19 protein-coding genes and 1 pseudogene are annotated in these 25456 nt (G+C 57.4%); 11 read left to right on the top strand and 9 right to left on the bottom strand.

The features are described from left to right. Nucleotides 1-6 precede the first annotated feature (6 nt). From ROLI_RS05020 to ROLI_RS05010, 3 genes are all read right to left on the bottom strand, one after another. A complete protein-coding gene (locus ROLI_RS05020) occupies nt 7-933 on the bottom strand; it encodes a carbohydrate ABC transporter permease (protein ID WP_187429739.1) in 927 nt (308 codons plus the stop codon). Nucleotides 934-1034: 101 nt separating this feature from the next. Then, nucleotides 1035-2291: an ABC transporter substrate-binding protein gene (locus tag ROLI_RS05015; RefSeq protein ID WP_187429740.1), complete on the bottom strand. Its 1257-nt coding sequence runs from the start codon at nt 2289-2291 to the stop codon at nt 1035-1037. 23 nt (nt 2292-2314) lie between these two features. Then, the gene (locus ROLI_RS05010; RefSeq protein ID WP_187429741.1) at nt 2315-3208 is read right to left on the bottom strand and encodes an N-acetylmuramic acid 6-phosphate etherase; all 894 of its coding nucleotides are present in this window, start codon (nt 3206-3208) and stop codon (nt 2315-2317) included. A 153-nt stretch (nt 3209-3361) separates the two neighbouring features. On the opposite strand from ROLI_RS05010, the gene ROLI_RS05005 reads away from it, so the two are divergent. From ROLI_RS05005 to nagA, 4 genes are read left to right on the top strand one after another with little or no spacing between them, the layout of a single operon-like run. Then, the gene (locus tag ROLI_RS05005; RefSeq protein ID WP_187429742.1) at nt 3362-4258 is read left to right on the top strand and encodes a BadF/BadG/BcrA/BcrD ATPase family protein; all 897 of its coding nucleotides are present in this window, start codon (nt 3362-3364) and stop codon (nt 4256-4258) included. Further along, nucleotides 4255-5013 (top strand): GntR family transcriptional regulator, encoded by a 759-nt coding sequence (locus tag ROLI_RS05000; protein ID WP_187429743.1) that lies wholly within the window; start codon nt 4255-4257, stop codon nt 5011-5013. Before ROLI_RS05005 ends, ROLI_RS05000 begins: the two co-directional genes overlap by 4 nt. 10 nt (nt 5014-5023) lie before the next feature. Further along, nucleotides 5024-6055 (top strand): SIS domain-containing protein, encoded by a 1032-nt coding sequence (locus tag ROLI_RS04995; protein ID WP_187429744.1) that lies wholly within the window; start codon nt 5024-5026, stop codon nt 6053-6055. Continuing rightward, complete coding sequence (nagA, locus tag ROLI_RS04990) at nt 6052-7197, top strand: N-acetylglucosamine-6-phosphate deacetylase (RefSeq protein WP_187429745.1); 1146 nt, start codon at nt 6052-6054, stop codon at nt 7195-7197. Before ROLI_RS04995 ends, nagA begins: the two co-directional genes overlap by 4 nt. A gap of 13 nt (nt 7198-7210) precedes the next feature. Here nagA and ROLI_RS04985 read toward each other — a convergent pair whose 3' ends face one another. From ROLI_RS04985 to ROLI_RS04970, 4 genes are all read right to left on the bottom strand, one after another. Beyond that, the gene (locus tag ROLI_RS04985) at nt 7211-8716 is read right to left on the bottom strand and encodes a tripartite tricarboxylate transporter permease (protein ID WP_187429746.1); all 1506 of its coding nucleotides are present in this window, start codon (nt 8714-8716) and stop codon (nt 7211-7213) included. A gap of 36 nt (nt 8717-8752) precedes the next feature. Beyond that, entirely contained in the window at nt 8753-9256 is a 504-nt protein-coding gene (locus tag ROLI_RS04980) for a tripartite tricarboxylate transporter TctB family protein (RefSeq protein ID WP_187429747.1), read from the bottom strand. Nucleotides 9257-9287: 31 nt separating this feature from the next. After that, entirely contained in the window at nt 9288-10259 is a 972-nt protein-coding gene (locus tag ROLI_RS04975; protein ID WP_187429748.1) for a tripartite tricarboxylate transporter substrate binding protein, read from the bottom strand. A gap of 130 nt (nt 10260-10389) precedes the next feature. Next, complete coding sequence (locus tag ROLI_RS04970; RefSeq protein ID WP_187429749.1) at nt 10390-11244, bottom strand: universal stress protein; 855 nt, start codon at nt 11242-11244, stop codon at nt 10390-10392. A gap of 475 nt (nt 11245-11719) precedes the next feature. Here ROLI_RS04970 and ROLI_RS04965 point away from each other — a divergent pair, with 475 nt between their 5' ends. From ROLI_RS04965 to ROLI_RS04955, 3 genes are all read left to right on the top strand, one after another. Continuing rightward, on the top strand, nt 11720-12037 hold the full coding sequence (locus ROLI_RS04965; RefSeq protein WP_187429750.1) for a polymer-forming cytoskeletal protein: 318 nt from the start codon (nt 11720-11722) through the stop codon (nt 12035-12037). A gap of 164 nt (nt 12038-12201) precedes the next feature. Then, the gene (locus ROLI_RS04960) at nt 12202-12834 is read left to right on the top strand and encodes a glutathione S-transferase family protein (protein ID WP_187429751.1); all 633 of its coding nucleotides are present in this window, start codon (nt 12202-12204) and stop codon (nt 12832-12834) included. A gap of 26 nt (nt 12835-12860) precedes the next feature. Continuing rightward, nucleotides 12861-14978, top strand: a complete 2118-nt coding sequence (locus ROLI_RS04955; RefSeq protein WP_187429752.1) for a bifunctional diguanylate cyclase/phosphodiesterase — start codon at nt 12861-12863, stop codon at nt 14976-14978. 608 nt (nt 14979-15586) lie between these two features. Here ROLI_RS04955 and ROLI_RS04950 read toward each other — a convergent pair. Together ROLI_RS04950 and ROLI_RS04945 are read right to left on the bottom strand one after the other, a co-directional pair. Further along, nucleotides 15587-15919 (bottom strand): hypothetical protein, encoded by a 333-nt coding sequence (locus ROLI_RS04950; protein ID WP_222869480.1) that lies wholly within the window; start codon nt 15917-15919, stop codon nt 15587-15589. A gap of 40 nt (nt 15920-15959) precedes the next feature. Further along, complete coding sequence (locus tag ROLI_RS04945) at nt 15960-16190, bottom strand: hypothetical protein (protein ID WP_187429754.1); 231 nt, start codon at nt 16188-16190, stop codon at nt 15960-15962. A 264-nt stretch (nt 16191-16454) separates the two neighbouring features. On the opposite strand from ROLI_RS04945, the gene ROLI_RS04940 reads away from it, so the two are divergent. The 4 genes and pseudogenes from ROLI_RS04940 to ROLI_RS04925 form a co-directional block, all read left to right on the top strand. Further along, nucleotides 16455-18359 (top strand): SulP family inorganic anion transporter, encoded by a 1905-nt coding sequence (locus tag ROLI_RS04940; RefSeq protein WP_187429755.1) that lies wholly within the window; start codon nt 16455-16457, stop codon nt 18357-18359. A gap of 1088 nt (nt 18360-19447) precedes the next feature. Beyond that, entirely contained in the window at nt 19448-20617 is a 1170-nt protein-coding gene (locus tag ROLI_RS04935) for an alpha-hydroxy acid oxidase (protein ID WP_187432004.1), read from the top strand. Between the two features lie 133 nt (nt 20618-20750). Then, entirely contained in the window at nt 20751-24191 is a 3441-nt protein-coding gene (locus ROLI_RS04930) for a pyruvate carboxylase (protein WP_187432005.1), read from the top strand. A gap of 489 nt (nt 24192-24680) precedes the next feature. Further along, nucleotides 24681-25279: pseudogene (locus ROLI_RS04925) on the top strand (IS3 family transposase); the annotation flags it as partial. Nucleotides 25280-25456 lie beyond the last annotated feature (177 nt).

The raw sequence follows: 25456 nt of genomic DNA, 5'->3' as shown, positions 1-25456 counted from the left end.
TCCTCCTCAGAACTGGTAGCGGCGCATGCGCGACTGGATCCCGAAGAGATACAGGCACACGCCGATAAGGATGATGGCGAACATAGCCGAGGCGATGGCCGAGCCCATATGCGGATCGCCCAGTTGCAACTGGAAACCAAAGAAGGTGCGATACATGAAGGTACCCAGAATATCGGTAGAGAAATCCGGCCCCGCCAGCGCACCCTGTGCGGCATAAATGAGGTCAAAAGCATTGAAGTTCGCCACAAAGGTCAGGATCGAGATGATCCCGATGGAGGGCAGAATGAGCGGTAATTTGATTTTCCAGAAGGCGGACCAGCCGGTGATGCCTTCAACCTCTGCGGCCTCCAGGATTTCATCGGGAATTGACAGGAGCGCGGCATAGATCAGCATCATCGGTATGCCCACAAACTGCCAGACCGATACCAGCGCCAGCGTGGTGAGCGCATATTCCTGTTTGCCCAGCCAGGGCGCATAGAGCGATTTGAGCCCGACCGCATCCAGCATGCCCGGCGCGATGCCCCAGATCGGCGAGAGGATCAATTTCCAGGCGAAACCGACAATGACGAACGACAAGATCGTGGGAATGAAGATGGCGGAGCGGTAAAAGCTGGCAAAGCGCAGTTTCGGGTGGCTCAGGACCGCGGCCAGCGCAATACCGATGGGGTTTTGTACCAGCATGTGGATCACGAAGAACCAGAAATTATTCCCAAGCGCGTTCCAGAATTGATCGGACCAGACGCTTTGCCCAAACAGGGTGCGGAAGTTCTGCAAGCCCACATAGACGCGTTCCTGATCGATCTCGGTAAAGAGCGACAGGCGCAGCGTGTTGAACAAAGGATAGATCATGACAGCCGTGTAGACCAGCACCGCAGGGGCCAAAAAGACCACGATGTGCCATCGGAATTTCGGTTTTGATGCGCTCTTGGACATGGGGTGATCCTGGGGTTCGGAGGGCGTGGAAATGCGTATTTAACGCGTACCCGCTGCGAGGAAAGGAGGCCCCGGGGTCGAGCCCCGGGGCATGTTGGACCCTATTGGTGGGGTGCGTACCAGCTGGACAGACCGTTCTGAAGGCGTGCCCCCGCGTCCTCGGGGGTTTCCTCCCCCTTGATTACGGCGACGGAGGCGTTCCATGTCTCGTTTTCAAGATTGGGAGTGCCGCGCGACAGGATCTGATAGGTTGAACGGATCGAGCTTTCGCACTCGCCGCGCCAGGAAATGAACTCCTGCGCCAGCGGATCCTCAAGCGTCACCGGACCCGATGACAACGGGAAGAACCCCGGCAGCGCGTTGGCAAAGATTGTCGCGAATTCCGAGGATCCAACCCAGTTCAGAAAGGTTTGCGCCGCTTCCGGGTTCGGTGTGGCTGCATTCATGCCAATGCCGATGTCGGTGTGATCCGAGATATAGCAGGTATCGCCCGCCGCCTGCACAGGTGGATAAAACGCGCCCATTTCGAAATCGGCCAGACCGTTGAAACCGGAAATTTCCCAGGAGCCCGCCGGATAGATCGCAGCACGTCCCAGCGTAAAAATGTTCTGGCTGTCGGGATAGGTCTGCGCCTCATAGCCATCCCCCAGATAGGGGGCCCATTTGGCAAGCTGGCGGTAGGGGGCAACCCAGGCCTCATCGGTCAGTTTCTGATCGCCTGCGAGCAGGGCAAGACGCCCCTCCTCGCCCTTCCAGTAGTTCGGACCGATGTTGTTATACCCCATCGTGGCGGCTTCCCACTGGTCGTTTGTGCCCATCGCCATCGGGATGTAATTGCCGTCTTGCTTGATCGCCTCAAGGGCGGCGAAGAATTCCGCTTCGGTTGTGGGTTCCTCGATACCGACCTCTTCAAAGGCGTCTTTGTTATAGATGAAACCGTGAATCACCGAGGCCATGGGGACGCAATACTGCGTGGCGGCGTCATCCGTGCTCCAGCCTGACTTGGCAACGGGCGAGAAGTTCGCCATGCCGTCCAGATCGCTGATATCTGCCAGATGCCCCGCCTCGAACAGTGCCTGTGAGGCATCAAAGGGACGGCAGGTGATGATATCCCCGGCAGAACCCGCGTCCAGTTTGGAGTTCAGCACCGCGTTATATTCTGCCGGAGCAGAGGGGGTGAAGTTCAGCTTGATGCCCGGATGCGCCGCCTCGAAAGCGGGGATGATTTTGTCCTGCCAAATGGCCAGGTCATCATTGCGCCAGCTTTCAATTGTCAAGGTCACATCCTGCGCGGATGCGGTGCCCGCCATAAGGGTGCCTGCCATCAAGGCCGCAATGAGTTTTGTCTGAGTTGTCATGATCGTCTCCCGTGTTGAATTTTTTATTTCGTTTTAGGTCGAAGAAGTTGAAGGCAAGGGCCAAGATGCCCATCGTGGTCGCGCAATAATCGCTCGGCCTCCGCCAGCGCGCACCCCGCGGCCAAAAGCACCGCCAGCTTAACGCGCCCATCTGCGCGCTCCAAAGCGCTCTCGGCTTGGGCCGTGGATACATCAACAATGTGACATACCATACCAACGGCGCGCGCCCTCAGTTTTTTGTTGTCCGCAACCACATTGACCATCATGCCGTCATAAACATGGCCCAGCATGACGCCCATCAGCGTTGACATCAGGTTAAGTGCAACCTTCTGCGCCGTGCCCGCCCCCAGACGTGTGGAACCGGCAATGATCTCTGCCGGCGTTGCCAGACAGATCGCGACATCTGCGGCGGCCAAGAGCACCGTATCGCGGTTGTTCGCGATGGCAACGACGCAGCACCCCTTCGCCCTTGCCATTTGCGCCACCGCGACGGCATAGGGTGTTGACCCGCTTGCGCTTAAAACAATCACCACATCCTTGGGGCCAAGATTGCGCGTGATCTCGGGCGCGGCGGTGTGATCATCTTCCGTATCACCGGGCATATGGCCCGTGACAGGGACGCCACCCGCCATGTGAATTTTGACCGAGGCTTGCGGGACGCCAAAGGTGCCGGGCAATTCGCTGGCATCCGCCAGAGCCATCAACCCCGAACTGCCCGCAGCCACATAGACCAGTGAACCGCCGCAGCGCTGCGCCCGCGCCATCGCCTCTGCGCCGCTGATAACATCAGAAGCCGCCAGATCAACGGCGGCGATCGCCGCACATTGCCCCGTGGTAAAAGCGGACACGGCATCCGGCAAAGACATCGCATCAATAGAGATACCTTGCGATCTATGTTCCGTGGCTGGCGTTGACATTCGAATCCCCCTCACCTCAATCTAATACCTTTTAGATACCTATTGTCCAATACTTTTTACAAAACCAAATAAAAATTCATATTTCACGCGGCAATTGCCAAATTTTTTGATATATACCTATCATTTCAGAAATAGGTATTATAAAGGTATTGCATGTCTGATTCCACGCACACATGGCTGATCGGGGTGGATGGCGGCGGCACGGGGTGCCGCGCTGCCATCGGCACAGGCGCGCATGGCGTTCTAACAAAATCCGAAGGTGGCCCTGCCAATGCCACCTCCGACTTTAGTTTAGCGATCAAGAATATCCGCGCCGCTATAGCCGCCGCCGCCAATAGCGGCGATATCGACACGGCCTGGCTTGAACATGCCGAAGTCTATCTGGGGTTGGCGGGCGTTATGAGCACACAGGACAGCGCGCGCATCGCCGCAGCCCTGCCCTATCACCGGGTCACAGTGAGTGATGATCGCGGCACCACCGTAACCGGGGCTTTGGACGGCGCGGACGGCTATGTTCTCGCCATCGGCACCGGGACCATAGCCGCATGCAGTCGGGGCGGAGCGTTTGACTATGTCGGCGGATGGGGTTTTCAGGTCGCCGATCAGGGGTCCGGGGCCTGGCTGGGGCGTGCGGCGCTCGAACATGTTTTACTTTGCCATGACGGCTTGGCGCAATCCGGCGGGCTTTGCGCCGATGTCTTCGCAAAATTCGACCATGACCCGCGGGCGATCTCAAGCTTCGCAAGTGCTGCCAGACCGGGCGATTTTGCGAAATTCGCGCCCGATGTCATCGCGGCTGGCAAGGGCGGTGATCCGGCGGCCCGCACGATCCTGCAAGAGGGCGCGGACCACCTTGAGGCATGTTTAACGAGATTGGGGTTTCGGGCGGGCGACAGGCTTTGCCTGAAGGGCGGCGTGGGTCCGCATTACGCCGATTACTTGCCGCCGGTATTTCTGACAAACCGCGTTGAGCCTCGCGGCAGCGCTTTGGACGGTGCTTTCCGGCTTGCCGGAATCAGCGCGGCCCACAGGGCAGAAAAAACCCGATGAACATCACGGCGTTCTTGAATCCGGAGCAATGGCTACAGCAGGGTGGCGGCCCAAGGTATGTGCAATTGCATCAGAGACTGAGCGAAGGTGTGGCGCAAGGCGTGTTAAAAACCGGCCACTCCCTGCCGCCCGAGCGCGAGATCGCAACCATCACGCAATTGTCCCGCGTCACGGTGCGCAAGGCCATTCAGGCCCTCGCTGAGGATGGTATCATCATACAGCGGCAAGGCTCGGGATCATTCGTTGCGCATCCCACACCGCAGATCGACCAATCCCTGTCGCGCCTGACCTCGTTCAGCGAGGATATGGCGCGCCGTGGCATGACCTCCAGCAGCATCTGGCTCGAACGTGGCGTCTTCATGCCCTCCCCGGATGAGGTGCTTGCGCTGGCGCTCTCACAGGACGCCTCGGTTGCGCGTCTGGCGCGGCTGCGAACAGCCGATGGCAGGCCTATGGCGATCGAGCGCGCGTCACTCTCCACGCAAATGCTGCCCGACCCGATGGGGGTCGATACGTCTCTCTATGATGCACTTGAGGCGACGGGCTTGCGCCCGGTGCGCGCGCTGCAACGCATTTCCGCCCTCAACCTCGATGAAAAAAACGCGAACCTTCTCGAGGTTGCGCCCGGCAAGGCAGGCCTGCGGATCGAACGCACCTCCTATCTGACAGACGGGCGCATCGTCGAATTCACACAATCCATTTACCGCGCAGACGCCTACAACTTTGTAGCAGAGCTGCGCCTTGCCAAGGAATAGGGCTGATCAAATGACGATAGAACGCACACAGATGCGCCGTGAAGTGCTTGAGATACCGGTCGCGGTAGACCGGTTGTTGCACCACGGCGCAGACGAAATAGGCCGCGCCGCAGATGCGATCCGCGCCCGCTCCCCTGCCTATATGGTTAGCGTGGCCCGCGGGTCATCCGATCACGTCGCGACATACCTCAAATATGTGTCCGAATTGCTGACAGGAACACCGATTGCCTCCATCGGACCCTCCATTGCCTCGATCTATAAACGCAAACTGAACCTTGAAGGTAGCGTCTGTCTGTCCGTGTCCCAGTCGGGCAAAAGCCCCGATATCGTCGAGATGGCGCGTATGGCACGCTCGGGTGGCGCTTTGTCCATCGCCATGACGAACCACTCTGACAGCCCTTTGGCACAGGTCGCCGATCATACATTGAACCTTCACGCGGGGCCCGAAATCAGCGTGGCGGCAACAAAGACATTTGTGAATTCAGCCGTAGCAGGCATCTGGCTGTTGGCGGAATGGGCCGAAGATGACGCGCTGCGCGCTGCCATCCATGAGCTACCCCAAAAACTGGAAAGCGCGGTTCACACCGATTGGCCAGAAGCACGGGCAGCCCTTGAGGGGCGCAATTCGATCTTCTGTCTGGGGCGCGGACCTGCCTCTGCCATCTCAAATGAGGCGGCGCTGAAATTCAAGGAAACCTGCCAGATCCACGCGGAATCCTATTCCTCGGCAGAAGTGTTGCACGGTCCTGTGTCCATCGTAGACGGAGGCTTTCCCGTCATCGCTCTGGCTGCGCAGGATGAGGCCGAAACCGCCCTGGCCGGCGTCGCCGATGAATTGGCCGCAAAAGGCGCAACCGTGTTTGCCACCAGCCCAACGGTGCGTCATGCGACACCACTCCCTGCGATCCGGACCGGCCATGCGCTGACGGACCCGATCACCCTGATCGCGAGTTTCTATGCCATGGTTGAACGGACAGCGGCCTCTCGCGGCATCAACCCCGACGCCCCGCGCCACCTCAAGAAAGTGACCGAAACGATATGAGCCGCAACGTCACAGCCTACGTCGGCGCTCAGATCCATGACGGCCAGCAGCTGCATGAGGATCACGCCCTGATCATCGCGCCAGAAGGCCACGTGGCGATCAAACACATCCGCGACCTGCCGACCGGCTGTGGTGTGCAGATGCTGGACGGCGGGCTGATCACGCCGGGTTTTGTGGATTTGCAGGTCAATGGCGGCGGCGGCGTGATGTTCAACGACGATCAATCCGTCGCGGGCCTGCGCACCATCGCGCGCGCCCATGCTGCCAGCGGCACCTGTGCGCTTTTGCCCACCTTGATCACCGACACACCCGCACGCACGCGCGCCGCGATTGACGCCATTGCGCAGGCGATTGAGCAGAGCGTACCCGGCATCATCGGCATCCATCTTGAGGGGCCGCATCTGTCGGTTGCACGAAAAGGCGCGCATGATCCGGCGCGGATCCGCGTTATGACGGATGAAGACCTGGATTTGATGCTGCAAGCCGCCGCAAACCTGCCGGATGTGATGGTCACCGTGGCCCCGGAAAACGTCACCAATGCGCAGATTACCATCATGGCGGAGGCGGGCATCATTGTCTCGCTGGGCCACACGGATGCGGATATCGACACTTGCCTGTCCGCTTTTGACGCGGGCGCGCGCTGCGTCACGCATTTGTTCAATGCGATGAGCCAGATGGGCAACCGCGCACCCGGTCTGGTTGGTGCCACACTGATGCGCGAAGATGTTCACGCGGGGTTAATCGCGGATGGCATTCATGTGCATCCCGCAACGATGCGCGTCGCTCTGGCGGCCAAACCAGGTCCGGGGCAGATTTTTCTGGTGACCGATGCGATGGCCACCGCCGGATCGCAGATTGATCGCTTTATGCTCAACGGGCGCGAGGTGTTTCGCAAGGACGCCCGCCTGACGCTGGCCGATGGGACGCTGGCGGGGGCTGATCTGGAGATGCCACGCGCCTTAAGCGTTCTGGTGGATGATGTGGGTCAGGACATTTCCACCGCCGTGGCGCGCGCAACCTCCGCCCCCGCAGCTTTGCTCCGTCAAAGCGACAGGCTGGCGCATATCACCGGGGATCTGCAATCCCCGCTCTATTTCAAGGACGGATTCTCATCGCCTCAGAGGTTAAACGCGGATCCGTGATGTTTGGCCACGGTCACGCCACCTTACGCTTGCGGCGCAGCAGTTTAAGCGCGGGCAGGAAGATCAGGATCAGCGCGATGACGGTGATGGGTCCGGCCACGGGGCGGGTAAAAAAGATCGACGGATCGCCCGAGGAGAGGAGCAGCGATTGGCGCAAGGTCGGCTCGGCAATCGGACCAAGCACGATGGCCAGCACCGCCGGGGCCAGCGGGTAGTCGAACTTGCGCAGGAAAAATGCTCCAATCCCAAAAACCACCATCAGCCAGATGTCGAACATGTCCCGCGTCGCCGCATAGCCCCCCACAATTGACAGCACGAAAATCATCGGGGCCAGCACCGTGAAGGGCATCCGCAGCATCCAGATAAAGAGCGGAATGAACGCCAGGTTGATCAGCACCGCCGCCATATTCGACACGTAGAACGAGCCGATCAGGCCCCAGACAAATTCGGTTTCATCCACAAACAGGCGCGGCCCCGGCACCAGGCCCCAGATCACCATACCGCCCAACAGGATTGCGGTCGTGGGCGAGCCGGGGATGCCCAGCGTCAGCATGGGCAACATTGAGCCCGTCGAGGCAGAATTATTGGCGGCCTCGGGGGCGGCGACACCGTCGGGATTGCCCTGCCCGAAGCTCTCGGGTTTGCGCGACACCATCTTGGCCACGCCGTAGGACATGAGCGATCCCGGCGTGGCACCGGCCGCTGGCAGAACGCCCACAAAAAAGCCCAGGAACGAGCCGATGATCGTCCCTTTCCATCCGCGCTTGGTGGCTTCCTTGGCGTCCGAGGCCATGCCTTTGACGGTCATCTTGGGCGTTGTCTTGGTGACCTCGCCGCGTGATTGTTCGATGGTCCAGAGCATCTCGCCGATGCCGTAGACGCCAATGGCCAGCACCAGAAATCCGATACCTTGCAGGAATCCGTTCATCTCGAAAAGCACCAGACGCGGCGCACCCGATATCTGGTCGAACCCGACCGAGCCCAGCACCAGTCCGAAACAGATGGAGAAGATGGTTTTGGGGATGTCATCCCCGCCCAAACCCACGAAGGTTGCAAAGGCCAGCAACATCAGCGCAAAAACCTCCGGCGGGCCAAACGACAGCGCCACAGAGGCCAGCGCGGGCGCGAAAAGCGTGAACAGCACATTTGCCACCGTCCCGCCCACAAAGGAGGCCAGCGCCGCCGTGACCAATGCCAGGCTCGCGCGCCCTTGCTTGGCCAAGGGCCGTCCGTCAAATGTGGTGGCCACCGCCGTGGAGGCCCCCGGAATGCCCAATGTGATTGACGAAATGGCACCACCATACATTGCTCCGTAATAAATCGCGGCCAGAAAGATGATCGCCGATCCCGGTGGCACAAGGAAGGTCACCGGCAAGAGGATCGCAACCCCATTGACGGATCCAAGCCCCGGCATCGCGCCGATAAGCAAGCCGACGCTGACCCCGATCACGATCATAGTGAGATTGAGCGGCTGGAGGGCAACCAACATTCCGTCAATCAGAAGAGCGAAGATTTCCATTTTGAGCCGGGGTCCTTAGAACGGTGCCAGAAGCATTCAGTAAATGATCTCATAGAGAACATTGAACACGGGATCGGTGAAGGCCATGCCCGTCGGCATGGTGATACGCATGGCCCCCTCGAAGAAAAAGAAGAAAGCGACCGGTGTGATCAGCGCCAGCGCCAGGCTCAGACCCCATCCGTGGCGTCCGAGGTATTTGACGTAATACAGCAGGAAAACCGCGATCGCGCCGTACATCGATATGATGTTCACCAGCGCCACGAAACCGACGATGCCCCCGCCCACCATCACCAACATGCGCCAGCCATAGGCATCCAGCACCGGTTCGTCCGATTGTGAAGGGGGGCTGGTGCCGCGCCACCAGTTCAGCGCGATCATCCCGCAGCAAATCAGCATCATCGCCGAGAGCCAGAACGGCCAAGCACCACCGCCCGGCCCCTGCCCGGTAATATATCCAACGGGAAGTTCGGTACTTTTCCACATCAGATAGATCGAGAGGAGGGCCAGAATCCCCGCCGTGATAATTTCACCTTTACGCATCCGGCCCTCGTTCCTTTTTCAAACGCTGCGCTTATTCGCCCAGAGCGGCAAGCAGTTTCTTGTGGTTTTCAACCTGCAAGCCCCAGTAGTCCTGTTGCGCGGCCGCGTCCATCCATAGCGGCGAGAGGCTCTCAGAGGTCAGATACCCCTGCCACTCTTCGCTCTCGAAAATCTGGGTGAAAACGTCCTGATAATAGGCCGCTGCTTCGGCAGACATGCCCGGTGCGCCCACGACGGCGCGCTGGTTATAGTAGGAAAAGTCATGTCCCTTTTCCTTCAGGGTGGGCACATCCGGATAGGCCGGCATCCGCTCGTCTGAGAACGCCAGAAGCGGTATGAAATCGCCCGCCTCATAGAAACCCTTGGCCTCTGCGGGGTTGTTCACCGTCGCCATGATCTGCTTGCCCGCGAGGTCTTTGGCCACCGCACCCCCACCGCTGTAGGGGATGTATTTGATGTCGAGGCCAAAAGCATCCGACATATAGGCGATCACGATGGAATCTTCCTGCCCCTGCCCGGTGCCGCCCATGACATATTCGCCGTTCATGGATTTTACGTTCTCGATGTAATCCTCAAATGTCGTGATGCCGGAGTCTTTATGCACCCAGAGCACAAAGGGATCGACCCCCATCATGGCAATCGGTGTGAAGGTTTGAATGTCGATGCCCAGATTAGCCTGACGCAGCGGTGTTGTGAAAAACGAATTCAACGTCACAAGGATCGTGTGATCGGCATCATTGGCAGTGCTGACGTGAATAAGCGCCTCTGCGCCCGAGCCGCCCCCCTTGTTGTTGGGTACCAGCGGACGGTTCGTCAGATCCTTCTTTTCAGCGACAGATTGGATAAAGCGCGCGATCTGATCAGCGCCCCCGCCCGGACCAGCCATGATGGTAAAATCAATCGGCTTGCGCGGTGTCCACCCGTCTGCGAGCGAAATTGACGGGACTGCCGCCACGATGCCTGCGAGCATGCCACCCAAAACCGTGCGTTTGGTAAATTTCATAACCTTCCTCCTCCAACTTTATGTCTTTTGTATCGATACACCAAAAAGCACCGATACATCCAATTCGGTCCAACAGTAACTATATTACGCGAAACCCTTTTCAAGAATTATTTTATTACCCTCGAAATCGTTAATGTGCCAGAACGACAGGAATTTGGGCTGAATCGACAACAGCTTGCGTATTGCCTCCAAACAGTGTTTCGCGCTCATGGCTGATCCCATAGGCCCCCATGATCAGCATACCGGCCCCAATCTCCTCGGTTTTTTTCAGCAGCGTAATACCCGGATTGCGCGCCTCAAAGCGGTGAATATCGGCAGCCACACCGCGCAGATTATAGTATTCGACCAGTTCCTCGGCGGTCGCCCCATGAGGCTCCCCCTTGCCACCGGTCAGAATAGAGACTTTCTGCGCGCCAGCGGCCAGATCAAGCGTCAGCGCGACCATGCGGGAGGCTTCGAGCGATCCATTCCAGGCGACCGTGATCCGCTCACAAAAAGTCTGTGGTGCCGTGTCACGCGGCGGGCACATCAAAACCGGGCGGCCGGTTTGAAACAGCGCGGATTTCAGCGAATTTGTCCCCAGGTTGCTGTCCCGGTTCGGTTTGGCAACCACGATGATATCCGCAAGCCGCCCATTGTGTTTGATCACATCGGCCATACGACCGCTTTCCTCAACGAACTCGACCGTGGTATCAGAGCCCGGTGCGGCTTGCGCTTCGTGCAGCTCCAGCTTTTCAGCGAGCTGGTGCAGCTCTGCCCTGAGGTCATTTTCCTGTTGATTGGCCAGTTCCTGCGCCTGCTTGAGCATGGTTTTGCGGGCAAAAGCGGGCAAGGGCATCCCATAGGGCATCAGATCCTCCGCCTGGGGGCGGCAATGGGCAACAACGATATGCGCCTTGTGACGCCGCGCCAGCGTTGCCGCGTGACCCAGAACTGTTTCGACCAGACCATCGCCTCTTACGGGGACGAGTATTTTTCTGAGCATGGGGTCAAGCTCCTTTGTTTCAGGTTGCAACTCACGCCTATCAGCCGCCAGGCACATACAGTGCATCCGGTGCTTTGTATTGCATAACACGAGGGTGAGTGTAGCGCGATTGGAGAAAATTGCGCACCCGATGCTTTGGTTGCAAGTTTCCATGTGATATTCTTCCTGCGACACCGTTTATCCGACAACTCCGGGGTGATGAGTTCAAGCCCTCCTTCGAGTTCGAGCCTCACAAGGCTGGCCTATAGGACGCCCGTACACCCTGACTTTGGCCAGGATATCCTTGCCTGTCGGTCGCTGCGCCCTGCGCACTTTGTTGAGGGCTGCGCGTGGCTTCCAGATGCCGCAAAAAGGAAATCCTAATCCTTGGTAGGAACTTGTTTACCATAATCGCGCATAATCACAGGCAGGGGCATTTCATCTGCGCCCTTGCAGGTCTCGTTATGGCCCCGAAATGTCGAAAAAGGATTTTTTCATGCCGAACTCAGTCATCGCCGAAGATCTCTTCATAGAAGGCAACATCAAATCGGCGGAAGGAAGCGTTGAGATCAAGGGCTCCGTCAGCGGCGATATCACCGCGCTCTCAACCGTCGTGCGCGCGGGCGGGCACGTCCAAGGGGCTCTTTCCGGGAAAACAGTAGTTCTTGAGGGGCGCCATCAGGGCACCTTGCAATGCGATGACCTTACCCTGTCTGCGACCGCAAACGTTGAGGCAAATATTTCCGCCCAAACGGTAACGGCTCAAAGCGGTGCGGAAATTGACGGTGCCATGCACATCTGCGCCAAGGCCTGACCTTCGCCGGCCCTGACATGCAGCAGTGCTTGTTCGCCGCTCTGCCGCGCGTCACAACCGTAAAAATTATGTCTTATTTTAAGGTGATCTGAAGAAAGGATTTATACCGAATTAACGCCGCCTCTTTAGTCAGGGATACGATCTGCCAGCTGGAGGAGTGTCTTGTGATTGAATTATTCGCGTGTTTAGGATCGGGGAATAGTTTTAAACCCTGGTTGGCCCTGCAACAGCTTGGCAAACCCTTCAAGCTGTGTTTGGTCGATGTTCTGAATGGCCAGCAAAAATCGCCTGACTTTTTAGCGATCAACCCTCTTGGCGTGGTCCCCTTTCTTGTGACATCGACCGGTGCGTCCATCGGCGAGAGCAACGCAATGCTGTGGTATCTCGCAGAAGATAGCCCCCTGATGCCCACCCGCGCCGAGGAACGCGCACAAGCGCTGCAATGGATGTTTTTCGAGCAAACAAAACTTGAGCCTTTCATTTCACCCGCACGGTTTTTTACCACCCTCAAACCGGAAGAGCGTGACCTGCGAGCGAGCGATATTGAAATCTGGCAGGCGCTGGCCGAGCCAAACCTGTTCAGGCTTGATGCACATCTGGAGAGCCGCGAATTCATGTTGGACTCTGGCTATTCGCTGGCTGATATCGCGATCTTTGGGTATGTGCATGTGATCGCAGAAGCCGGTTTGTCCCTCTTGGATTATCCCGCCATATCGCGTTGGATCACAGCGGTCGAAGCAACGAAAGGGTTCCGACCTCTCGCAGAGTTGAGCCCCGCCAAAATCAAAGCCGCCTAGCGTCGCGTTGCCGGAGAGGTATCCCCATGCGCAACGAAAATACCAAGATCGAAAAACCTGTGCCGGATGAGGCGCAGGCAAGCGATCCTGCGGCCATAACCGATGCCTGGAACGTCACCGCAAACCGGTTGAAGACGGCTTTCTGGGTATATGACGTGGACGCCTCGCGCATTATTTTCGCCAATCCTTCCGCCTGTAAGCTCTGGCAGGCCGAAGATGAAAACAGTTTGCGATTGCGCGACTTCACCAAAGACATGTCGCCGACCGTCGCCAAGCGCCTCAAACAATATCAAATCGATTTCATAGAACAGGATACAACCTTCAGCGAATTATGGACGCTTTATCCAAACGGCGTACCAACAAGCCTGAGGATCGTTTTCAGGGGCTACCGCCTGCCCGATGGGCGAATGGCCATGCAATGTGAAGTGATCGACCGTGCTGATGCCGAACCCGAGAACCTGCGCAGCGCCGAAGCGCTGTTGCACACAGACGTCATGATCGCATTGCATGACGTCGATGGTCCGCCCAGCTATATGAACCCGGCCGCGCGCAACGCGGCAACCCATGCGGGTCAAACCATCATGGAAAAATTCATAGACTTTGCAGATTATCAGGCACTCATTGCATCTATTGAGAAGGCGTCGGAACACAGGATGGTTTGCCGCGTCAGTACCAGCGAAGGTCCGCGCTGGCATGATCTGACGGCGAAACCATGCAAGGATGCCGCCACCGGGAATCCAGCCATCCTGATCACCGCCATCGATGTCAGCGAACTCAAGATTGCAAGAGATAAGGCCCGTTATCTGGCCGAAAGAGACCAGCTGACAGGCTGTTACAATCGCTCCTATTTGCAACAACATATCGCGACAATCGGGCGGCACGAAACACGCCGCGCTGCTCTTTTGTGCTTTGATGTGGACCGTTTCAAACAAATCAATGACCGGCTTGGTCATGAAATGGGCGACATCGTCCTCAAGGAAATTGCGAAACGCACGGCAGAGGTGATCGGAAGTGACAATATCCTCGTCCGTCTGGGCGGGGATGAATTCGTCGTGGTCCTTCAAGATGCCGCGTGTGAAACCGAGCTGATCCAGAAGGTTGATGATATTCTGGAATCGGTTTCTCAGCCGATTTTCAACGAGATGACCCGCGTCAGCACATCCGTTAGCATCGGGATTTCCACGTTCCTGCCTGCTTCGGTCAATTTTGCAGTCACCATGCGCGAGGCTGATATCGCGCTCTACGCCTCCAAACAGGCCGGTCGCAACCGTGCAACCTTTTTCAGCGATGAAATGGGCGTTGAGGCAAAAGCCCGAGATCTTGTTGAATTGCAGCTGAAACACGCGGTCGAAAACAAGGAGTTCACCCTGCACTTTCAGCCTCGGGTCAGTATGCGGACCGGAAAGGTGGTCTCGGCCGAGGCCCTCGTAAGGTGGAATCATCCGCAGCGTGGCCTGATCATGCCAAGTGAATTCATTGCAATTTGCGAAGAGACCGGGTTGATTGAGGACCTGGGCCAACTTGTGCTGGAATTGGGGTGTCGACAGGCCATTACGTGGCATCAAACCGGTCTTGATATCGATCTTTCTTTGAATATTTCGCCGCGCCAATTCGAAAACCAGAGACTATTGCAATCTTTGGAACGTTTCGCGCGCCATCCAGATTTTCCAGAAAACAAAATTGAATTGGAAATCACTGAAAATGTGCTGATTGGGGATCATGATCTGATTGCCGAAAAACTCTCAACGATTTCAAAATTGGGGTATCGTATCGCGATTGACGATTTTGGAACCGGCTACTCAAATCTCTCCTATATCTCCCGGTTTCCGCTGCACTGTCTGAAAATTGACCAGTCCTTCATTTCACAATTACCCAAATCCGGTCCGATCATCAGCTTGATCCTCACCCTGGGTAGGCAAATAGGGGCAACAATTGTTGCCGAAGGCGTGGAATCCTGTGAGCAACTCGCCTGGCTGCGGGATCATGACTGTGACGAGGTTCAGGGGTATTTTCTGTCGCCACCGGTCCAGGCCAAAAATCTGCCCGCAATGATTCAACTCCTGAACCTTTCAACCGGCGTGATCCGCGACGCCCATGAAAAATTCATCCTTTCAGATACGTCTCACGGCAACCCCGCCGAATAAACGACTGCGGATTAATGCGTTTCAAACCGACAAGCCTCCGCACACCCAGGTGGGTGCGTTGAAAAAGCCAGCCAAATGTAAGATCCAAAACACAAACCTGCGATGCGACATGGCTTCGCCACACACCGAACGTATCTTTCGCTTATCTGCGCAGCGCGATCAGACAACCACAGCTTCCAGGAACCATCGAAGTATAGATTATTAATCAACGCAAGATTGCCAAAAGTAACACATAAAACAATCAAAAAAACACGGCCGAAGTGCCATGATATGCGCCATGAAGAATAAATCGATCTACATCACGGGCTTATTCCAGGCGGTCAATTCGTGGGAGTTGTGGCATCAAACAGAGAATTTAAATTTGGTTGGTTTCGCATTCGCCTAACGCCGCCCGGCGATACTGCATGCCTGTACCATCTATCGTAATACCGCCACCATCCTTACCCTTCAGTTAGATTTTCCTGCGATGATGTTACATTGATAAATAAAGAACCTGACTGAGAAGTCATGGAAACCCATCGTTTTGGCGGCCTTTCAGATCGATTTGACACTCGACAGAACGCCCGCGTATTTCCGCATGCGGCCGATAACGCTGGGGTGTTCTTGATTCAGCGGGTGGGTTCTACGGCTTCTCCTGGTGCGCAATGGGCTCGCGACGCGCGGCCCTGCCGCCGCAACCGCGCGCGCTGGATGAGCTGGCAAACAGCGTTGATGGCATTGTGCTCGCTCAGTTTCGCAGCGGCGGTCGCCGGCAGGTTCTTCAACGATGCGCTCGCTTTCTTGACATCCGGCGCGGCGATGTAGCTTTGCACATTCCACGCGAACCTGCTGTGATCGAAACGTTGCTGGTGCCTTATTTCGGCTTTGGGCATGGTGCGCGCATGATCAGCTCCCAACGATACCGTGATCACACCCGGACCAAGATCGCAAATGCCATTCAACCGACGGTCCTAAACGGTGAAGCGCACGCGTTGGTTTGTTTTAGAGCCGCCGCCCTTCATCTGGCAGCTTATGCATTGCAAACGGGGTGCCAGGGTTGCGATCATCCTGCGCCGACACGCCGGATTTCTGGCAGGCTTGGTCAGACAGGTTGCGCTCTGTGCACAGGCAAAGATCGGCGTGTATGATGCCCTGCGCGCAAGTTGGATCGGTCAGGGTACAAAGTGGGTCGATTGCCGTTCCATCGCGGAATTGGGTTTTTTCAGCCTTCACGAAAACCGGGCCTTCGCGGGGCGAGGCGCAAGAACCATGATTGCCACTTTGCGTGAAACCCTAGGTCCAGTTGCAGATCCAACAGCATATCCCCGGCCAAAGGACGAGATAACCACATAAAAAACATCGACAAAATCTATGCCACCCGGATTTTTCGCATGTCATCCGATGTCACACAGGCCTGCGCCAAAGCGGATAGAAGCCTATCAAACAAACTCGGTTTGCTTTAGATTGACCCTGTAAGAGACGAGAGAGAGTTACGGTATGACATGGCGTTTTGGACAACCCGCAGATGAGGCTCCCCATATTGCGCCATCCGCCACGCCGCAGAAGATGGGTGCCAGAGCGCGGCTGAGAATGATGATGCCGTTTCTGGATTGGCTGCCGATGGTCACACCTGCGACCTTTCGGGCCGATCTCTTCGCAGGCCTGACCAACGCCGCCATTGTTCTGCCCCAAGGCATCGCCTTTGCCGCCATCGCTGGGCTGCCGCCGCAATACGGGCTTTATACGGCGATGGTGACGCCGGTCATCGCCGCTCTGTTCGGCAGCTCGTGGCACCTCGTCTCGGGCCCCACGACAGCAATTTCCGTTGTGATTTTTGCCACGTTGTCTGAAAATTTCGTGCCCGGCTCGCCTGAATTCATCAGCGCCGTGTTCAGCATCACCTTGCTCGCCGGGCTGTTCCAGCTTTGTCTCGGTCTCGTTAACCTCGGACAATTGGTCAGCCTGGTATCGCACTCGGTGATGGTCGGTTTTACTGCGGGTGCCGCGATTTTGATCTTTCTGAGCCAATTACCGGGCTTTATTGGTAAATCCCTACCCAGACCGGATGAGTTATTCGCCTTTGCGCGCGAACTCTGGCACGCCCTGCCCCATCTGAGCCCCTATGTCCTGGCGGTCTCGGTAACAACTTTGCTTGTTGCGATCCTCCTCAAGAAAGTAAAACCAAATTGGCCGAATTATCTCATCGCTTTGATCATGGGGAGCGCGCTGGCGTATCTGCTTGATACCGCATCATCTTTATTGGGGTGGGGTGACACCGGCCTCGCTTTTGTGCAGGCGATCGATTCCGGCATACCCCCGATTGCCGTTCCCGAGATGTCGTTCGAGGTGGTGCGCGACCTGTCCCAAGGCGCTTTTGCGCTGGCTCTGATCGGGCTGCTCGAAGCGGTCTCTATCGCGCGGGCCATGTCGCTGCAATCGCATCAATCCCTGAACTCCAATCAGGAGATCATCGGACAGGGCCTGTCCAACATCGGCGGGTCTTTCTTCTCGGCTTATATGGGCTCGGGGTCCTTCACCCGCAGCTCGCTTAATCTGGAATCGGGGGCTAAAACGCCACTGGCCGCGATCCTGGCGGCGCTTTTCCTGTTGATCATCCTCGTTATGATCAGCCCGCTGATCGCCTATATTCCAATTGCGGCCATGTCGGGGTTGATCATGCTGGTGGCGTGGAAACTGATCGATGTCAAAGAAATCCGGCACATCCTGACGACAAGCGGCTCTGAAACGATGATCTTCCTGATTACGTTCATCGTGGTGCTTTTGGTGGATCTGGAATTTGCCATTTATGCGGGCGTGATCGTGTCTCTGTCGCTGTTCTTGCGCAAAACCATGCGCCCCGGCCTGCCCGTGAATGTCCCGAATGCTGACGTGGAGGGGCGCCCCTTCATGAGCCCCATCCATTGGCGCTTGCCCGAATGTCCGCAGGCGATGTTCATCCGCGTGCAGGGGCCGATGTATTTCGGGGCCGTCGAGTATCTTGAAAAAGAGTTCCGCAAGCTGGAACGACAACGCCCCGGTCAAAAGCACCTGGGATTGCTGGTGGATGGATCCGTCGGCATTGACCTGGCGGGGGCCGAATGGTTGGTTGAAGAAAGCCGCAACCGCAAGGAGCTTGGTGGCAGCCTCTATGTCATTGGCCGTTACCCGCCGCTGCGCCGGCAGATGGATCAATTCCACGTCACGCGGATGATCGGGAAAGACCATATGTTCCGTCGTAAACGTGAAATGCTGGCGGCCATGGTGCCGACGCTTGATCCCGACATATGTGCGGGCTGTAAACTGCGCGTGTTTCTGGAGTGCAAAGACAGACCGAACAACGCGCTCAACGCAGAGCCGCCACAGAATGACACCTCCGAGGGAACGTTACCTTCGGCGACGTAAGGTCGTGTTTGACGACTGGCCAGCGCGCTCTGGGTTCGGCTAAAAAATACCGGGATTACCCTGAAACGGGCGTTGATTTGGGCGTGTTACGCGAACGCTAAAACATTTCGCATTTAATCTGAGGCATATCCGGCAGCCTTGAGGAGGTTCCAGCATTCGCTTGGATCAAACGGATCATAAATGTCGCCGAGGGCCTGGAAGTTTGTATCAAACGTTTTTGGTCCGATCCGTCTCAGATGGGCTTTGAGAAAGCCATCTCATCCACTGGCCGTCAGGGTATTGCGCAGCAATGTCCCCAGAAGCAATAAAGACCAGTCTGTGTGGCTCCTGGCTCCTGGCTCCTGGCGCATGCGCGGCTGGCGGTGGTTGATCCACCCCCGCCTTGACTTGCGCAGGGCAGGCCGATTACGTTCCTGTGCGATAAGTCCTTTTTCCATATGAGAACCCGGCGCGTACCAAGGCGCGGTGAATTTATGAGAGGTGAACGGATACGCCAGACGTGTCTTCCAACGCGCCCGATAGTGCATGCAATGTTATGTCTGGTTCGGCACGGATAATCCCGATTAAGAAATCCTTATACGGTGCCAGCTGGCCAAATCCGGCCCACCGGCCCGCCCTGTGGTCTGGGCGTGACGTCGCGCCGCTCTCGTTTGTCCGCAGCATAACGCACCGCCGTTGCCGCACTGACACCAAAAATGCGCCCTGCTGCACGACAAGAGTTCCCAGCAGCAACATACCCGCAAATCCGGTGCCGAAAATCTAAAGAAAGAGGTTTGCCCATCATCCACCTCCACACTGAAAATGAAACAGACAAAGACTCCTTTGGGAAACACAAATCAATTCAGATTAAACGCAAACCGCTTTAAGGCTCATTCTTTCACCCCGATCCAGGAGCGCTGCGATGTCTAGCCGCAAGACAGCACCGGGATATACCGGAGAAAACCGCGTCGGACCGATCCACCGCGGCCTTGCCAGAGCCAAATTAAATCAACACAATGCCCAGTTTCCAAGGCCTTCCGCGCTGGCCTGATCCGTGCAGCAAGTAAAGGCGTGGCCTCTTTGGCAAAACTTAGGCATAAAATGCGCAAATGACCGACTTACACGCCAAATACCCCGCGATCAGCGATTTACGTAAGCGCGCGCGCAAAAGAATGCCCCACTTCGTTTGGGAATACCTCGACTCCGCGACCGGCATCGAGGCGACCAAACATCGCAATCGCACGGGTCTCGACCGGGTCGGGTTGATGCCTTCCGTGTTGCACGGTGAATTCGACCCCGATCTAGCAACGTCTTTCTTGGGGCGTGTATACCCCCTGCCCTTTGGGATCGCGCCTCTGGGCATGTCCGGCCTGATGTGGGCGGACAGCGAAGGCCACCTTGCGCGCGCGGCGGCGCGGGCGGGCATCCCCTATGCGCTCTCGACCGTGGCCACGCAATCGCCCGAAGACCTCGCCCCCCACCTTGGATCCGACGCATGGTTTCAGATGTATCCGCCGCGTGATGAGGCGATCCGAATCGATATGCTCGCACGGGCGAAATCCGCCGGATTTTCTACGCTTATTCTGACCGTCGATGTGCCGGTGGCTTCGCGGCGCGAACGCCAGACGCGCTCGGGCCTGACCCTGCCCCCGCGCCTGACGCCGCGGCTCATGGCGCAGGTTATGACGCGCCCCGCCTGGGCGCTGGCCATGGCAAAACGGGGTATGCCGCGCATGCGCACCTTAGAAAAATACGCGCCTGAGACGGCCACGGCGCTCTCCTCGACCGCGCATGTCGGCTATCTGCTGCGCACCGCGCCGGATTGGGAATATGTGCATTGGTTGCGCGATGCCTGGGAGGGGTCGTTTATTCTCAAAGGGGTATTGCGCCCGCAGGACGCGCAAAAAGCCCAGAGTGCCGGGGTCGATGCGCTTTGGGTTTCCAACCATGCGGGACGACAATTTGACGGCGCACCCGCGTCCATTGATGCCTTGCCGAAGGTGCGCGCGGCAACCGATCTGCCGCTGATATTCGATTCCGGCATTGAGGGCGGATTGGACATTCTGCGCGCGCTTGCGTCGGGGGCTAATTTCGTCATGCTGGGACGCGCGTTTCATTATGCACTGGCGGCCCTTGGACCCAAAGGCATCGATCATCTCGTTGACATGCTGAGCAAGGACCTGATCGCAAACATGGGGCAACTCGGTGCCAGAACGCTGCGCGACCTTCCGACCCCGTTTCGGCTGGACGGCGGGGATCCCCCTTTTGCGTTGACCTAAGGACACTTTACATTTGCACCGGAAAATGCTGCGGTGCGGCACCAAAGAGCAACCCGACCCGATAGTACGCGTTTACGAGAGGTGGAAATCTTTCTAAACAAGCGTATTCGCCGAGTATCAAAGAGGCCAACACATGACCGAATTCCGCAAAATCCTGATCGCCAACCGGGGTGAAATCGCCATCCGCATCATGCGCGCGGTCAATGAGATGGGCAAAAAGACAGTCGCCGTTTATGCCGAAGAGGATAAATTGGGCCTGCACCGGTTCAAGGCGGATGAGGCTTACCGCATCGGCGAGGGGTTGGGGCCGGTAGCTGCATATTTGTCGATCGATGAAATCATCAGGGTGGCCAAGGCCTCCGGCGCAGATGCCATCCATCCTGGGTATGGTTTGTTGTCTGAGAACCCCGATTTCGTCGATGCCTGTGATCAGAACGGGATCACATTTATCGGGCCACGCGCCGAAACGATGCGCGCGCTTGGCGACAAGGCTTCCGCGCGCCGCGTTGCCATGGCGGCGAATGTGCCGGTTATTCCTGCAACGGAAGTTCTGGGCGATGACATGAAGGCCATCAAGGCGGAAGCCAAGGAGGTCGGCTATCCGCTGATGCTCAAGGCGTCATGGGGCGGTGGCGGGCGTGGGATGCGCCCGATTGCCGCCGAATCCGAATTGGAAGAAAAGGTGCTTGAAGGGCGTCGCGAGGCGGAGGCCGCTTTTGGCAATGGCGAGGGCTATCTCGAAAAGATGATCCTCAGGGCGCGCCACGTTGAGGTGCAGATCCTGGGCGACAAACATGGCAATATGTATCACCTGTTTGAGCGTGACTGCTCGGTGCAGCGCCGCAACCAGAAGGTCGTGGAGCGCGCACCTGCTCCTTATCTGAGCGAGGAACAGCGCGCAGAAGTTTGCAAACTGGGCTATGAGATTTGCAAACATGTGAATTATGAATGCGCCGGCACCGTCGAATTCCTGATGGATATGGAGGACGGTAAGTTCTATTTCATTGAGGTCAACCCCCGCGTTCAGGTCGAACATACCGTCACCGAAGAGGTCACGGGCATCGACATCGTGCAGGCGCAGATCCTGATCGCCGAGGGCAAAACCATCGCCGAAGCCACCGGCAAAGCGACACAGGAAGACGTGCATTTGAACGGCCACGCTTTGCAAACTCGGATCACTACGGAAGATCCGCAAAACAATTTCATCCCCGATTATGGCCGCATTACCGCCTTTCGCGAGGCCACCGGCATGGGCATTCGCCTAGATGGGGGTACGGCCTATTCCGGCGGCGTGATTACGCGCTATTACGACAGCCTGTTGGTCAAGGTGACCGCCAAGGCGCAGACCCCGGAGGCCGCGATTGCCCGGATGGACCGCGCGTTGCGCGAGTTCCGTATTCGCGGCGTCAGCACCAATATTGCCTTTGTCGAGAACCTGCTGAAGCATCCGACGTTTCTCGACAACACGTATCATACGAAATTCATCGACCAGACGCCGGAGTTGTTCCAATTCTCCAAGCGGCGCGACCGGGGTACAAAGGTGCTGACATATATCGCCGACATCACGGTGAACGGGCATCCCGAAACCAAAAACCACCCCCGCCCGCCCGCGCATATGAAAGACCCCAAACCGCCCGCGCAACGCGGCGAGCCGATGATGGGGACGCGCAATCTGTTGGAGCAAAAGGGTCCGCAGGGGGTTGCCGATTGGATGATGCAGCAACGCCAATTGCTAATCACGGACACCACCATGCGCGATGGGCATCAATCCTTGCTGGCCACGCGGATGCGCAGCCATGACATGATCAAGGTGGCGCCCGCTTATGCCGCCAATCTGCCGCAGCTGTTTTCCATGGAATGCTGGGGCGGGGCGACCTTTGATGTGGCCTATCGCTTCTTGCAGGAGTGCCCCTGGCAGCGCCTGCGCGATCTGCGCGCGGCCATGCCGAACGTTATGACACAGATGTTGTTGCGCGCCTCCAACGGGGTTGGTTACACCAATTACCCCGACAATGTGGTGCAGGAATTCGTACGCGTCGCCGCAGGGACCGGGGTCGATGTATTCCGCGTCTTTGACAGTCTCAATTGGGTGGAAAACATGCGCGTCGCGATGGACGCGGTGATCGAGAATGACAAGGTTTGCGAAGGCTCGATTTGCTACACCGGGGACATCAATGATCCGGATCGCGCGAAATATAACCTCAAATATTACGTCGATATGGGCAAGGAATTGCGCGACGCGGGCGCACATGTTTTGGGCCTCAAGGATATGGCGGGGCTGTTGAAACCCGCCGCCGCGCGCCAATTGGTCAAGGCGCTGAAATCCGAGGTCGGCCTGCCGATCCATTTTCATACACATGATACGGCGGGGGTGGCTTGTGCCACTATTCTGGCCGCTGCTGAGGCGGGTGTGGATGCGGTGGATTGCGCCATGGATGCGCTGTCGGGCAACACATCTCAGGCCACGCTGGGATCGGTCGTCGAGGCGCTGCGCCACACTGATCGCGATACCGGTCTCAGCATGCGGGCCGTGCGCGAGATTTCCGATTACTGGGAAGAGGTGCGCAGCCATTACGCCGCCTTTGAAACCGGCATGCAGGCCCCCTCCTCCGAGGTATATCTGCACGAAATGCCAGGCGGGCAATTTACCAACCTCAAAGCTCAGGCCGCATCGCTCGGGCTGGAGGATCGCTGGCCTGACGTGGCGCGCACCTATGCGGATGTGAACCAGATGTTTGGGGATATCGTCAAGGTAACGCCCTCGTCGAAGGTTGTGGGGGACATGGCGCTGATGATGGTGGCGCAGGGTCTAACCCGCGATGATGTGGAAAATCCCGCCACGGATGTGTCCTTTCCCGACAGCGTTGTGGATATGATGCGCGGCAATCTGGGTCAACCGCCGGGCGGGTTTCCGGAAGGAATCGTAAAAAAGGTCCTCAAGGGTGAAAAACCCAACATGGATCGCCCCGGTAAACACCTGCCCGCGGCAGACCTCGAAGCGCTGCGCCGTGAGGCATCAGAGGCGATGAACGGGCGTGTGGTGGATGACGAGGATCTATCGGGATATTTGATGTATCCCAAGGTCTTCCTCGATTATATGGGCCGCCATCGCACCTATGGGCCGGTGCGCGCGCTCCCCACGCGCACCTTCTTTTACGGCATGGAGCCCGGCGAAGAGATTTCAGCCGAAATCGACCCTGGCAAGACGCTGGAAATCCGCCTTCAGGCCGTTGGCGACACCAATGAGGACGGCGAGGTCAAAGTGTTTTTCGAGCTGAACGGCCAGCCGCGTGTGATCCGCGTGCCCAACCGCTTGGTCAAGGCCACCACGGCCCAACGCCCCAAGGCAGAGACCGGAAATGCCAATCACATCGGCGCACCAATGCCCGGCGTGGTGGCCTCGGTCGTGGCAACGGTCGGGAGTAAGGTCAAGGCGGGTGATCTGTTGTTGACCATCGAAGCGATGAAGATGGAAACCGGTATCCATGCGGAGCGCGCAGCCACGATCAAGGCGGTTCACGTCACGCCCGGTGGTCAGATCGATGCAAAGGACCTGCTTGTCGAGCTGGAATAGCGACAGGGGCTCCAGAACCGCTTTGACAGGCGCGAACGGGCTGGTTGTTATCCGAACCGGGGTGGCGTTTTGGCACGCGCTCTGGCGGGGCGATCACCGCTTTGGCACGCTGGGATTGCCGGATGCATCTCCCCGAGGTTGATGCATTGATATGGAACAATGAAATGCCTTGCCTGGAGCGCGACATTAGCGACGTCAGTGGATTCTTTGTTTTGCAATATGCTGATATCCGTTGTCGCCTCTTGTGCTGGGGTGCCTAATTTTCAGAATTGTAACGGGTCGAAGTGGACCTGTTGCGGTTTGCTGCTGCTCCTTTGATAGCATTTACTGCACCAAAGGAGACGGACTATGGGACTGAAACGGACAGACGAATTCCGCCAGGATGCGGTGCGGATTGTGCTGACCAGTGGGCTGACGCATAAGCAGGTGGCTGACGATTTGGGTGTTCACTGCCCGGCAGGCGATTGCAAGGCAATCTGCCGAGAGGGTGATAGTGACCACAAGTTCAACATCGCGCCGAACCGGCTGGACCGGGACTTCGCGGCTGAACAGCCCAACCAGAGATGGGTTGGCGACATCGGCTATGTTTGGACGCGTGAGGACTGGCTGTATCTGGCTGTCATCCTCGACCTCCACTCAAGGCGCGTGATCGGCTGGGCAGTGAGTAACCGCATGAAGCGCGATCTGGCAATCCGAGCGTTAAACATGGCCGTCGCATTCCGTTTTACCGCCGAAAGACTGCATTTATTACCCGGCAGGCGATTACAAAGTAATCTGCCGAGAGGGCACCACACGGAACGCGCAAGCCAATATTGTTCGCATGATTATCGGAAGATCCTGCGCCAGCATGGCTTCAAGGCGTCCCCTCTCACACATGTAAACATGTGCTGCCGGGCAGTGCATGAGCGGAAAGGGCAATTGTTACGATAATGCGGCGGTTGAGACGTTCTTCAAAACCATCAAGGCGGAACTGATCTGGCGGGAAACTTGGGAGACGCGGAGGAAGGCCGGAGATGGCCATCTTTGAATACATCAATGGCTTCTACAATCCGCGTCGCCGCCACTCAGCACTGGGCTGGAAAAGCCCCCCTCTCGGCAGATTACTTTGCAATCGCCTGCCGGGCAGCGGTACGCATTCGAACGGAAGGTGGCTTAAACGAGCACCGGGGGCGGCACGAAACCGCGACAGGTCCAAAACCAGATCAGGCTCTTCCAAGAACATTGGGTAAAGTGCCATCTGAAAGGTCGTTGGTGCCCGCCACGCG

Source organism: Roseobacter fucihabitans, assembly GCF_014337925.2.
GTDB lineage: Bacteria > Pseudomonadota > Alphaproteobacteria > Rhodobacterales > Rhodobacteraceae > Roseobacter > Roseobacter fucihabitans.
The sequence above is the reverse complement of the archived record's forward strand: the minus strand, read 5'-3'. Positions and strand labels throughout refer to the sequence as shown.

Coding starts and splice junctions, on each gene's coding strand:
- ROLI_RS05020 (WP_187429739.1), bottom strand. CDS start 933: ATGTCCAAGAGCGCATCAAAACCGAAATTCCGATGGCACATCGTGGTC.
- ROLI_RS05015 (WP_187429740.1), bottom strand. CDS start 2,291: ATGACAACTCAGACAAAACTCATTGCGGCCTTGATGGCAGGCACCCTT.
- ROLI_RS05010 (WP_187429741.1), bottom strand. CDS start 3,208: ATGTCAACGCCAGCCACGGAACATAGATCGCAAGGTATCTCTATTGAT.
- ROLI_RS05005 (WP_187429742.1), top strand. CDS start 3,362: ATGTCTGATTCCACGCACACATGGCTGATCGGGGTGGATGGCGGCGGC.
- ROLI_RS05000 (WP_187429743.1), top strand. CDS start 4,255: ATGAACATCACGGCGTTCTTGAATCCGGAGCAATGGCTACAGCAGGGT.
- ROLI_RS04995 (WP_187429744.1), top strand. CDS start 5,024: ATGACGATAGAACGCACACAGATGCGCCGTGAAGTGCTTGAGATACCG.
- nagA (WP_187429745.1), top strand. CDS start 6,052: ATGAGCCGCAACGTCACAGCCTACGTCGGCGCTCAGATCCATGACGGC.
- ROLI_RS04985 (WP_187429746.1), bottom strand. CDS start 8,716: ATGGAAATCTTCGCTCTTCTGATTGACGGAATGTTGGTTGCCCTCCAG.
- ROLI_RS04980 (WP_187429747.1), bottom strand. CDS start 9,256: ATGCGTAAAGGTGAAATTATCACGGCGGGGATTCTGGCCCTCCTCTCG.
- ROLI_RS04975 (WP_187429748.1), bottom strand. CDS start 10,259: ATGAAATTTACCAAACGCACGGTTTTGGGTGGCATGCTCGCAGGCATC.
- ROLI_RS04970 (WP_187429749.1), bottom strand. CDS start 11,244: ATGCTCAGAAAAATACTCGTCCCCGTAAGAGGCGATGGTCTGGTCGAA.
- ROLI_RS04965 (WP_187429750.1), top strand. CDS start 11,720: ATGCCGAACTCAGTCATCGCCGAAGATCTCTTCATAGAAGGCAACATC.
- ROLI_RS04955 (WP_187429752.1), top strand. CDS start 12,861: ATGCGCAACGAAAATACCAAGATCGAAAAACCTGTGCCGGATGAGGCG.
- ROLI_RS04940 (WP_187429755.1), top strand. CDS start 16,455: ATGACATGGCGTTTTGGACAACCCGCAGATGAGGCTCCCCATATTGCG.
- ROLI_RS04935 (WP_187432004.1), top strand. CDS start 19,448: ATGACCGACTTACACGCCAAATACCCCGCGATCAGCGATTTACGTAAG.
- ROLI_RS04930 (WP_187432005.1), top strand. CDS start 20,751: ATGACCGAATTCCGCAAAATCCTGATCGCCAACCGGGGTGAAATCGCC.